Source organism: uncultured Salinisphaera sp. (assembly GCF_964012375.1).
Taxonomy (GTDB): domain Bacteria; phylum Pseudomonadota; class Gammaproteobacteria; order Nevskiales; family Salinisphaeraceae; genus Salinisphaera.
In genome coordinates this window covers 15,893-27,730 of sequence record NZ_CAXGSH010000019.1, presented here as the reverse complement: position 1 = coordinate 27,730, position 11,838 = coordinate 15,893, and the positions used below count along the sequence as shown (strand labels likewise).

General features: G+C 63.4%; 8 protein-coding genes. 7 read left to right on the top strand and 1 reads right to left on the bottom strand.

Annotation, left to right across the window (positions count from 1 at the left end; genetic code table 11):
- Positions 1 to 30: 30 nt before the first annotated feature.
- Entirely contained in the window at positions 31 to 333 is a 303-nt protein-coding gene (locus ABNU97_RS05255; protein WP_348765699.1) for a hypothetical protein, read from the bottom strand.
- Here ABNU97_RS05255 and ABNU97_RS05250 point away from each other — a divergent pair.
- From ABNU97_RS05250 to ABNU97_RS05220, 7 genes are all read left to right on the top strand, one after another.
- The gene (locus ABNU97_RS05250) at positions 332 to 3,475 is read left to right on the top strand and encodes an Ig-like domain-containing protein (RefSeq protein ID WP_348765698.1); all 3,144 of its coding nucleotides are present in this window, start codon (positions 332 to 334) and stop codon (positions 3,473 to 3,475) included. The two genes, ABNU97_RS05255 and ABNU97_RS05250, sit on opposite strands and share 2 nt — an antisense overlap.
- A gap of 249 nt (positions 3,476 to 3,724) precedes the next feature.
- A complete protein-coding gene (locus tag ABNU97_RS05245) occupies positions 3,725 to 4,243 on the top strand; it encodes a hypothetical protein (RefSeq protein WP_348765697.1) in 519 nt (172 codons plus the stop codon).
- 1,013 nt (positions 4,244 to 5,256) lie between these two features.
- Positions 5,257 to 6,189, top strand: a complete 933-nt coding sequence (locus ABNU97_RS05240; protein ID WP_348765696.1) for an OmpW family outer membrane protein — start codon at positions 5,257 to 5,259, stop codon at positions 6,187 to 6,189.
- 151 nt (positions 6,190 to 6,340) lie between these two features.
- The gene (locus ABNU97_RS05235) at positions 6,341 to 7,390 is read left to right on the top strand and encodes a hypothetical protein (protein WP_348765695.1); all 1,050 of its coding nucleotides are present in this window, start codon (positions 6,341 to 6,343) and stop codon (positions 7,388 to 7,390) included.
- 289 nt (positions 7,391 to 7,679) lie between these two features.
- A complete protein-coding gene (locus tag ABNU97_RS05230; protein ID WP_348765694.1) occupies positions 7,680 to 8,729 on the top strand; it encodes a putative solute-binding protein in 1,050 nt (349 codons plus the stop codon).
- 19 nt (positions 8,730 to 8,748) lie between these two features.
- Positions 8,749 to 9,792 (top strand): putative solute-binding protein, encoded by a 1,044-nt coding sequence (locus tag ABNU97_RS05225; RefSeq protein ID WP_348765693.1) that lies wholly within the window; start codon positions 8,749 to 8,751, stop codon positions 9,790 to 9,792.
- A gap of 366 nt (positions 9,793 to 10,158) precedes the next feature.
- Positions 10,159 to 11,799, top strand: a complete 1,641-nt coding sequence (locus tag ABNU97_RS05220; RefSeq protein ID WP_348765692.1) for a PQQ-dependent sugar dehydrogenase — start codon at positions 10,159 to 10,161, stop codon at positions 11,797 to 11,799.
- The last annotated feature ends 39 nt before the right edge of the window (positions 11,800 to 11,838 follow it).

Below are 11,838 nucleotides of genomic sequence, written 5' to 3'. Positions count from 1 at the left end.
CGAGCGTGCGAGTCTACAGCCCAAAGCCGACTACAGCGTCGTCAACGCCGCCGGCAACACGCTGTTTTCGTTCAGCACTTCGGGCAGCAGCAGCGACAGTTTTACCGTCACCCGTCGCAGCACCATCGGCGACCGGCGCGTACCGCTCACCGAGTTCAACCCCATTCGTGCCGGCTTCAGCCAGGCGGTCGATGCCGGCAGTGCCGACCTGTGTCTGGCCGGCGAAACGCTGGGCACGGACTGCACCGTCGCCGTCACCGGCCCCACGGGCCCCGTGGCCGGCCGGCTGACCGTGCAAGGCACGAGCATGACGTTTGATCCCAGCAGCGACATGGGCGACGGCACCCCCAACACCCGTAATGCCAGCGACTACGACAGCAGCGATCTCGTCGCCGGACAGCGCTATACCGTCGCCTTCGACGGCCTGCGCTCGGTCACCGGCGCCGAGCTTAACGACAGCTTCCGGGTCAACCCGGTAGCCATCAGTGCCGGCAGCAGCGTCGATACCGTACAAACGCTCACCATCACCGGCGGCAACGGCGACAACGCCCTCAACGGCGGCGCCCGCAACGTGGCCCGCATTGGCTCGCAGCTTATTGGCGAAAACGTACTCGACGCCCGCAACAACGCCAACCGCGGCGGCCTGCTCACACGTCTGGCCGGCACCACCTCCGGCGGGCGTTACAACAACCTCTTCCCGGCACTACTGCCGGCCGGCCAGCAGTTCGAGCTCGACGGCATCGACCTGCGCCTGGGCGGCGCGATCGACACACCCGTCACCAGCGGCCCCATTCAGGCTCGCCTGATCAACGACGGCGATATCTATCTCGCCGGCAACGCGCCGCTGGCCGGTATCGAGGGCCCCACTCTGGTACTGCTGCGCCTGGATCTGGGCATCAGCACCGATGTCGAATCGGGCGATGCTATCGACTCGCTCTCCAACGGCGTCTTCAACCAGACGGTGATGAACGTTGTCGCCGCCGGCCAGGCCGTTCCGCAGCCCAACGGCGACATCAAGCTCACCGCGCTGGGCAGCTTCCCGGTCGCCGTCAACCGCGATGGCAGCGCCACCGCCGATTTCGAGCTGGAACTGACCCTGCCCAACCCCGGCGCCGGCACGCGAGTCACCGTCGCCAACGACGCCACGCCGCCGCGTATTACGGCGCAGTACCCGAGTGCGTGTAGCTATACGTTCAACATCGTTGACGACGCCGGCAATCTGCCCTTCGAAAGCGGTGCGATCGTGGGCGACTTCAACGGAACGACCACGCTCTCGGCTACCGAAGCCGATTGTATTGCCGCCCTGAACGAGCGTCGCGTGATCGCCACCGGCGAAGGGGCAGGCGGCAACCCGGATTCCACATACAACTTCATCAACCCCTGGGCCGACAGTTTCCCGCTTAACGGCGAAGCGTCCATCCTTTTTTCGGAACCGGTCGATCCGGTCAGCCTGGCCGGCAATATCTCGCTGGCGGCCGACGACGGCACGGGTATGACGGTGCCCGTCAATCTGCGCGCCGAAGGGGCCAGTGTGGTGGTCGCGCCGAAACAGCCGCTCCAGGCCGATACCAACTACACGCTCACGGTTGACGGCGGCGTAACCGACCTGGCCGGCAACCCGTTGGCGGGCAATTTCCCCGATAGCACGATCGTCAGCCGGGTCACCTTCACGACCGAGCCGATGGTGGTTCCAACCGACGCATCCGGCCAACCGACCGACGTGGACGACAACACGAGCGAAGCGGTATTCCAGACCGCGCCGTTCATTACCGCGCTCACCCCCGGCCAGGCCTGTCCGCTGCTGGCTGAAAGCGGCGACTATTTGGACGGCGGTGATACCGCGGGCCGCTGTGTCGGCGATACACCCTTTGCGCAGGACACGGTAATACCCGCCCCGTCAGTTCCAACGTTCGGTACGGAACCGGTTACGCGCAAGGCCAGTCCGGCCCGTGTCTACTCGGTCGCGTCGCAACCGGCCAATGCGCCCATCCAGGCCTATTTCTCCAAGCCGGTACGCACGGCCTCTATCGCGTTGGCCGATGGCTGTCTCGTACGCGGGTCCGGCAATACGAACGACGATGCCACCGTCGCAATCCAGCGCATGGATGACAGCGGTCAGTGCTTAGGCGCTGTCGACGGCACGCTGTCCACATTGGGTGGCGCCGGTGCGGCGCTCACCGAAGGCTTTACCTTCGAGCCGGCCGCGCCGTTTGAGTCCGAACAGCGCTACTGGATCGTGATTTGTGGGCGTGCCAACGGCGACGACAATAGCGTCGCCGCAGGCAACAGTTGCACCAGCGGGCAGACGATCATAGGTCAAAGCGGCTTGGCGCTTAACACGGACCCCCTGCGAGCAACGGGGACGGCTCCTGACGGCACCACAAACGCGCTTGATAGCGACGATGTACCAGGCTGCGGCGAGGATGTGCCGTCCTTTGACGAGGATCCCACGAATCCTCTGGCGGGCCAAGTCAAGTGCTATGTCACGAACGAAGAGCAGGGCGGCCCAGATATCCTGATGCCGTTTACTGGCAGCGCGCCGACAATGGATTACGCCACCACTCTGCGTGCCTTGCCAAAAACGGATAACAACGGCAACGGACTTTACGATAATACGGCTTATGATCAAGCGACATTCGGCGCAGGAGATATAGCAGCCAAAATAATCGGCGGTTTCAATACCGGTAATGATCGCGCCGCTACTGCGCCCGTCTTTAACGACACTTTAGGCCGCGAGCGGGCGCAGCAGGCGAATGTGGTTTATTCCCGTACGCTCAACACGATCGCGCCAGCATTCTTCGGGTCGGACCTCGCTCCAGCAGAAGCAGGTTTTCTCGGCGGCGACCGGCCGATTGCCCTACGTCCCGCTGTCAGCGGTTCGGAATGCGATGTGTCCGATGTTCGGTTGAGCAACGATGCGCCCGTTGTCGGGACCGGGACGCCGGCCAGTTGTATTCCCGTGGACCTTCCGCCAAGCGGGCTCACCACCATCACATCGATACCTGCGGGCTATCTGACGCCAACAGGCCGCTTACTGCTGCGGTTTCCGAATCGTATTGTCGACGGCGCGGCGACCAACCAGTCCCAGCGCGGCTATATCGTCCCGGAATGTAGTGGCACGTTTCCCGCCTCGGGCGAGCTGCCGGCCTTCGACTATGACTATGCGCCCTGTTTTGTTGCGGCGCTACAGCTCACGGTTAATGGGCCGGATACTGGTCTTGTCGGTGGGCAAGGGTTAAATATCCCACAACAGGACATTGAGGTGCCGGTATTTGGGCCGGTGGCCTTCGAGCAGAACGGTCGGCTCGTGATTTCCACACGCAACACGCAGGAATTTGCGATAACGGTCGGACTTGAAGGGTTTCTTCCCGGAGAAACCATTCCTCTCTCGGCGCCCACGCCCCCCGGCTATCAAACGTTACAGCTTGTTGGGCCGGCGTTGCATGGGGGGTTGTCGTTCGACCCGTCCAAATGATCTGACGCCTGCAATCTTGTCGCAGCCGGCGCCAAAAGCGCCGTGTCTGCGCAGCGAAATGGGGCACTCGAACAGCAGGTATCTGCTCTCAATGAACATGCCGATGCCCGAAATCGGCGTGGTCTCGGCAAAAGCGGTCTGTCGAAGTGATCAACACGTGCAGCGTTTATCACACAAGGCGCCGCAAATGCCGGGATTAATAAACGTTGCACAACGCAACAAACGCGAAAACTCCAGGGAGGAGTCATTATGAAAAATGTAATCAAGAAATCTGTTATCGGCAGTGCGGTCATGCTCGGCAGCATCGGTGTTGCCCAGGCAGCCACGGTGACGCCCGGGGTGGGTACCTATACTTTCTCTGGCCCTGCCACCCTGAGCGCATCGTTCTTGAGCGCGGCCTGCACGCTCTCCTTGACCGGGGATGTACAGAAAAGTGGTGATGGTGGTGTGGTCGTAACCGTCACTGACGGTGCGGCGACCGGCGGCTTCCTCTGTCGCCGAGTAGGATTCGAGTTTCCCTGGACCGCCAACGTTTCTGCCGACCAAATCCCGGCGGATCCGACGGAGTCGGTGCCGTTGATGTTCGAGAATGTTGTCGTAAAGGCCGCAGGGAGCAACTGCACCTCGTCGCCCGCGACTGTGCCGGCCATGTTCTCGAACGGCGACCCGATCAGCGATCCGTCTTCGTTTACGTTCAACGCCAATATCGGCAGCTGCGCGGTGATGGGCACGGTCAACGCCCAGAACGACGTCAACGTCACGCAGTAAGTCCCAGACTTGGCGTTGTGAATAAGGTCCAGCCTCGCGGCGCGTGAACGTTGCGCCACAGGCCAGGGCCCGCTCAAGCCCGGCACGTGCGATGCGCGTGTCGGGCTTTTTGCGTTGGTATATTCGACGCTTGTACCGGCAGCCCGCGAAGGTGAAGCCTGACTGAGGCGCAGGGTTTAGGTGCGCCTAACGCAGGGGCAGTGCGCGATCTCAGCGCCCGACGTAAATGCCGATGAAATGCTTACGTCACGTTTCGATTGGGCGAGATGCTGAGCATCTGCTTTGAGACGCCGATCACCCCGACTCTCCGCTGCCGACCTTCCGTTTCATTTGCGCTTGTTCGCGTCCATTCGCGGCCCAGTTTCTTGCCCTAATGCGGCCGGCGAAGTTTCCTACACAATCAAGAATTGGGCTATTCGAAAGGCGTCATCCGTGCCGCGATCTAGCGCGCAGGCCCAGCGTGTTCTGCACCGATCTGATGTTGGCTCGCGGGCCATCGGCGAACCTGCCGCTGCTTGCGCGCTGCAACATGCCTGGCGCGCGACTTTGAATTTTTATCGCTCGTTCGGTGTTTATGCGTGCGCGGTGCCGCATTGCACAACGTGGTTTTGTTGCGGCCGTGTTGTTTTGTTGGCGTAAAAAGCGGGCGGAATATCTGGTAAATAAAAATACAAAACAATGGTTTGCGATTAGGGGACGCTACTGACATCCGCCTGTGTCAGTCGCGTCCTTGTAAGGGCGTGTCGCCGCCGTTTTTATGAATCCTGTCTAACGCGTTCTGCAATCACGAGGGGAGGCCACAGGGCCAGCGACGCGATCGGCGAATCGACGAGGGGGCTACCGACCCAGCCATGTCCTGCATGCGACGCCGCGTGCTTGCCACGGGCCGGCCCGCCCATCGGCGGCATTCCGATCACATCCGTACCGACGCACATGCCAAGGCATGTGAACGGCGCAGCCTGCCTTCGACCGGCACAACGCATTACAAGCGGACGATAAAAAGGGGGAGACCTATGACCACGACGACTTCATTCACCTACCGGGCTGCGGCCGGCGCGATGGCCGCCTGCGTGGGGCTGGCGCTCTCGGCGCCGGTGTATGCCCAGGGCGGCGGCGGCGCCATGCGCGACATGCAGCTACAGGAAGACACCAACACGCTGTTCGGCGACGCGCTCGACTTCATCAAGAACAACAGCTATATCCGCCTGGGGGTGGGCCATCTGGCCTACAAGGGCGATTCCAGCAATCTGAAGGTGGAAGACGCCCAGGGCCTGGCTGCACAGGCGTTCGGGCCCGGCACGTCGACCCTGGAGAATACGGGCTCCAGCCTCGGCGACAAGACCTTCCCGGCCGGGACCATCGGCCTGTACATGCCCTGGACGGGCCGGCATCTGGCCGCCGAGGTAACCATTTCGGCGCCGATCAAGCTGGACTTCCAGGTTACCGGTCGTGCGGCGTCGGAGTCGCTGGTGCCCACCGTGCTGGACGACGGCACCGGCAATGCCATTGCCACCGGCGTACCGCCGCTGGGCGAAAACATCGGCACGCTCAAGACTTTCCCGCCGAATATCTCGTTCGTCTATCGGCCGTGGGTGGATACCGCGGTGCGCCCGTTCGTGGGCGTGGGCGCGATGTATCTCTACACCTTCGATACCGATATTTCCAACCAGTTTCTCAACTCGCAGAACGAGCCACAGCTCTACCTGAGCAAGCCGCTGGCCTGTACCGCCAAGGCGGGTGTGGATGTCGATATCACCGATCAGCTGTTCTTCAGCCTGTCGGCCGAGTACATCGGCTGTGCCGAGGTCAAGGCCGAGCTGAACAACATCAACGTGCGCGCGCCGAATCTGTCCAATCAGTTCGGGCCCATCGATATCGGCACGATCTCGAGCACCAACGATTTCGAAGCGATTCTGTACCAGGCGTCTTTCGGCATTCAATTCTAGCCGCACGCCCGGAATTGCTTTTCGGTTTGGGCCGGCGCCGATCTCCCCGTGAAGTGAATTCAGTCTCCTCTGCCACTTCATCGCACAGGCGTCGGCCCATCTTTTATTCGGATGGGTTCGCAGCACGAACCACATGAAAAAGGGGCACGACATGAACACCAAAACCGCCCGTCAAATTGTCTTGGGCACCGCGTCGGCCGGGCTGGCCGCCGTGCTGTTGTCCGGCTGTGGGCTGATCTACAAGCCGGTCGGGCATACGCTCAATCATTACTCGCTGGACGAGGCCGTGCCCTACGCGCTGTCGAGCGGCGATCTCGACAAGACCACCTGCGGTACCGGGCTGGCGCTCTCCCAGCTCATGGGCTCGTTTTCGCGGGTGATTTCGCGGCCGTCGCGTACGCTGCTGTCCACCAATCTGCTGGCCGCGATGTGTTCGGAAGCCCAGGCCCAGGATGCCCACCTGCTGGTGCTGCGCGCCCTGCACAACGGCGAGACCGATACCGCCCGCGATGATCGGATCATCGCCCAGCGCTGGGAGCGCATCACCGCGCTGCGCCGTTATCAGGTCTATCGCGATACCGTCGATGCCTACGGCGAATTCGGTGGCCAGAGCTGCCCCGATCTGAGCAACGAAATGGGCACCGACCTCGACGAGCTGCAGTTCATGACCGGCGTGCTCACCTCGGTGCAGGGGCTGTTGAGCGATATCCGGGCCAATTCGTCGGTCGGTATTCCACAGAACGTCGCGGCCGAGGCCGGACGTGCGGTCTCCTGCCTGGACAACCGCAAGTGGTGGGGTCTGCCCGAGGCGCTGGAAGCAGTGGTCTGGCTGTCGGTGCCCGGCAACCAGCCCGACGGCGCCGACCCCTGGGGCCAGCTCGAACGCTCGGTCGCCATCGGCCGCGAACAGGGCATGGCGCTGCCTGCCATGCTGTATGCCATCGCGGCCTACGGCCAGTCCGATACCGCCCGCGAAAAACAGGCCATCAAGGCCGTGGCCGAGATCTACAACCAGAACGACACCGCCGGACGTTTTCAGATTCTCAACGAGGTGGCCTACAGCCAGGCGCAGTATCTGAGCGATCGTATCTGGATGGAGGCCGAAGGCCATCGCACGCCGCTGATCGCCCTGGGCAGCTTCCCGGGTGACTCGAGCGGGGCCAGCGACGACGACTTTGATGCCGGCAGCTTTCTGGAATAGCGCGGGCTGAGTTCGCGCACGGCCATGGGCACTAAGCCGGTGAACGACAGCTTCGGCGTGAAAACGCCGGCCCGTCGGGCACCCGGCGGGCAACGAGCCCCCCGTCGCGCGGCGTGCCGGCGTTGTGGTGCGCCAGACATCAAGGCCGTGCCGCTCGATGAAGATCGCACGACGGCATGGGTATGTTCGCGCTGTGGCTGCCAGGCGATCGTCGTCGAACGCCGAGCCACGTCGACGTTCGCCCAATCCCGGCCGAAAACCCTCGATTAGAACGAACCGGAGTCCTGTCATGACCCAGCTGAAGTTGTTTCTCGCGCGCCGCGGCTTGCTTGCCGCGTTTTTTATAGCGGCTTTGTCTGCCGCCACCACGGCATCGGCCCAGACCGAGCGCCGTACCTTTTGCATCTACGACCCCATCGGGGCCAACGGGTTTATCTTTCAGGCCCTGCAGGACTACGTGCTGCAGGCCAATGCCTGGGGCTACAAGCTCGATACCCGGGCCTATACCGACGAAGCCGTGGCCGCCAACGATCTCAAGGCCGGCCAGTGCGATATTGCCGCGCTCACCGGCGTACGCACCATTCGGTTCGTGAAGTTCGCCGGCAGCCTCGACATGGCCGGCGGGCTGCAGACCTACGATCAGGAACGCACCGCCATTCGGGTGATGTCCAGCCCCAAGGCCGCGGCGTACATGAAAGAGGGCGGCTACGAGGTGCTGGGCGTGGTGCCGTTGGGCAAGGCCTTCCTGTTCGCCCGTGACGCGTCCTGGCTGGACAGCATCAACAATATCGCCGGCAAGAAAGTCGCGGTTCTTTCCTATGACAAGCAGGCATCGACGCTGGCCAACGTGGCCGGCGCATCGCCGGTGGGCGCGTCCATCGCCTCGTTCGGGCCGATGTTCAACAACGGCAGCGTAGACCTGGCCTATGCCCCGGCGTTTGCCTACAACGCGCTGGAACTCTACAAGGGGCTGGGCGAGAACGGCGGCATCGCCGATTTCGTGCTTGGCATGCTCTCCGGCCAGCTGGTGGCCCGCGATGACCGCTTCAGCGACGAGTTCGCACAGAAATCGCGCAGCTGGGTGTTCGAGAACATGTTCGATTCCACCCTGCGCCAGGTTACCGGCGCCGAATCCGAGATTCCGGATCGGTTCTGGGTGCGCATCAACGGCGAGCGCACCACCAACTACCGCAACATGTTCCGCGAAGTACGCCAGAAGCTGTGGGACCAGAACTGGTACAGCCATCGCATGCAGATGCTGCTCAAGAAGGTACGCTGCAACAGCGACCGGGGCCTGGCCGAATGCAGCCTGGACACCGAAGGCGGGCCGGTGAACTAGGGCTGGATAGGATAAGAGCATGTCAGCAATCACACGGGTTCTGGGCAAATGGGCGGCGGCCGGGATGCTGGCCTGTGCCGCACTGACGGCCGGCGCCGCGGACGATGTGGTCACACGCTCAATCTGTGTCTACGACCCGGTCGGGGCCAGCGGGCCGGTGATGGAGCAGTTCAAGGACTACGTCATCTTCGCCCGCGAACACGGCGTGGCGCTGGATCTACGCGCCTACACCAGCGAGGACGTGGTCGCCGCCGATTTCAAGACCGGACGCTGCGACGCCGCCGGGCTGACCGGCATCCGCATGAAGCAGTTCGTGCCGTTTGCGGGCAGCCTGGATATGGTCGGCGGCCTGCAGACCTACGACCAGCTGCATACCGCGATCCGTGTGATGGCGAGCGCCAAGGCCGCGCCACTCATGCGCACGGACGACTACGAAATCGCCGGCGTGGTGCCGGGCGGCAAGGTGTATCTGTTCTCCCGCGAGAAACGCTTTCTCGACAGCCTGCAGGCCGCCGCCGGCAAAAAGGTTGCCGTGATTGGCTACGACAAACAGGCACGGGTGGTCGCCAACGTGGCCGGGGCATCGCCGGTGCCGGCGACCATCGCCAGCTTCGGGCCACTGTTCAACAACCACAGCGTGGATATGGCCTATGCCCCGGCCATCGCCTACAAACCGCTGGAGCTCTACAAGGGTCTGGGCGAGAACGGCGGCGTGGCCGATTTCGTGCTCGGCATGCTGTCGCTACAGATGGTGGTGCATCGGGATCGGTTCCCGGCCGATTTTGCCCCGGCCTCGCGTCGCTGGGCGGTGGATAACGCCTGGGATCGCGTGATCGCGCGGATCCGCCAGTCCGATGAAGAGATTCCCGAGCGCTACTGGGTGCGCATCGACGGCGAGCGCGAGACCAAGTACCGCAGCATGCTCGGCGAAATCCGCCAGCGGCTATGGGACGAGGGCTGGTACGACCACCGCATGCAGCGGCTGCTCAAGAAGGTGCGCTGTTCCACCGACCCGAGCGTGGCCGAGTGCAGCCAGAACAGCGAAGGCGGGGCCATACGTTGAGGGGTGCGGTATTGGGCGCTCCTCTTTAAGCCCGCCCCAGGCCGCGCAATCGTTTCGCCTGCGGGTCAGGGGTCGTAACCGGGCCAACCGGCCGCGCTGGCCGACAATAATCCAAATGTCGCGACAACAACCGCCGCCGTCGAAACGGGCCGTGTGCGTCTTTGCAGACGCTGTTGCCGTATAAAGCTGTGGGGCGTCGCCCGATCCGTTGCCTATCGTGAAGCCGCCCGTTGGCGAGCGCGTTTCGATCGGTCGCCAGGCGGCCCGCCCGATTGGTTATTCTGGGTTTGTTGAAGCGTGGAAGGGCGAAATCGACGGGCGCGGCCGGTCGTATGGGCCGCCATGCGACCTGGCGTCGATTTTTCCATGCAGAGCAGACCCGGCGGTGTTTTCGTGACCTGTCAATCCGGATGGCCCGTGGTGGCGATGCGTCTTGTCATTGCCTCGCTCGTGGGCGTGATTCTCGGCAGCATCGTGCAGACCCAGATCAATCTGGTCGCCCTCGTTGCGCTGGGTGCGACGATCCCGGTCGGCCCGTGGCTGGCCACCACGCTGCACGATCTGGCGACGTTCGCACCGATCTATGCTGCGATGTTCGTGCCCGGATTCGTCGTGGCACAGCTGTTGTCGCGGGCGTTGCTGCGCTATGTCGGGTCGCGTTTTCGTCTGCCGCTGGCCGTGTCGAGCGCCATGCTCGCGCTGTGGGTGACGTTCAAGGTCGTCGACGCGTTTTCGCCCATGCCCACGCTCATTGCCGCCACGCGTGGCTTGCCCGGCCTGTTTTTCATGCTGGCCAGCGCGGGCGTGGCCGGCGCCATGTTCGCTGCCCTTGGTGACGGCGCGCGAAGGCGGCCCGGCCAGCCCCGAGTGGCCGGCTGGCTCGCGGTCATCGCGGTCGCGGGGCTTGTTGGGAACACGCCGCCCCTGCGCGCACAGACAGCGGATGCCGCGGCCGAGGGGCATACGTCCTATCGAATTGACGCCGTGAGCGAGGGGCTGGAACATCCCTGGTCCATTGCCTTTTTGCCCGATCGCAGCATGCTCGTGACCGAGCGCCCGGGCCGTATCCGATGGCTGGAAGCGGATGGCCGAACGCGGGTGGCGTCGCTTGCCGGTGTGCCCGAGGTCTATGCCTCGGGTCAGTCCGGGCTGTTCGATATCGTATTGTCGCCAACGTTCGACGCCGATCGTGAGCTGTTTCTGAGCTATGCCTGTGGCACCGCATCGGCAAACCATACCTGCCTGGCACGGGCCATTCTCGGCACTGAGGGTCTCGAGGATGTGCGGGTGGTTTTTCGTGCCCAGCCGGCCAAGGCCGGCAACGCCCATTTCGGCGGGCGGTTGGCATGGATGGACGACGGCACCTTGCTCCTCTCGCTGGGCGACGGTTTCGATTACCGCGAACAGGCCCAGAATCCGGCCACGCATATCGGCAGTATCGTACGGCTCAAGCGCGACGGCAGCGCGCCGGACGACAACCCGTTCGTCGACGACGCCACGGCACGGCCCGAGATTTACAGCATCGGCCATCGCAACGTGCAGGGGCTGGTCTTCGATGCCGCGAATCAGCGCGTGATCATGCACGAACACGGCCCGCGCGGCGGCGACGAAATCAACATCATCGACGCCGGCGCCAACTACGGCTGGCCATTGGTGACTAACGGGCTCGATTACACCTTCGCTCGGGTTACGCCCTTCACAACCTACCCGGGTACCGTTGCGCCGCTGCTGGACTGGACGCCGTCAATCGGGCCCTCGGGGCTGATGCTCTATCGCGGCGCCATGTTCCCGCAGTGGCAAGGCAATCTGCTGCTGGGTTCGCTGGTCAACCGGGAAGTGCGGCGTGTGACGCTGTCGGGCGACGGCAAGCGCGCCGAGGATGTCGAAGGGCTTTTCGGCGAACTCGAGCAGCGTATTCGTGACGTACGCGAAGGCCCCGACGGCGCCATCTATCTGCTCACCGACAGCCCGCGGGGCCAGCTGTTGCGTGTCACCCCCGCGCCTTGAGATGCGCTGTGCCGGTGCCGATATGCGCGTGGCGGCAGT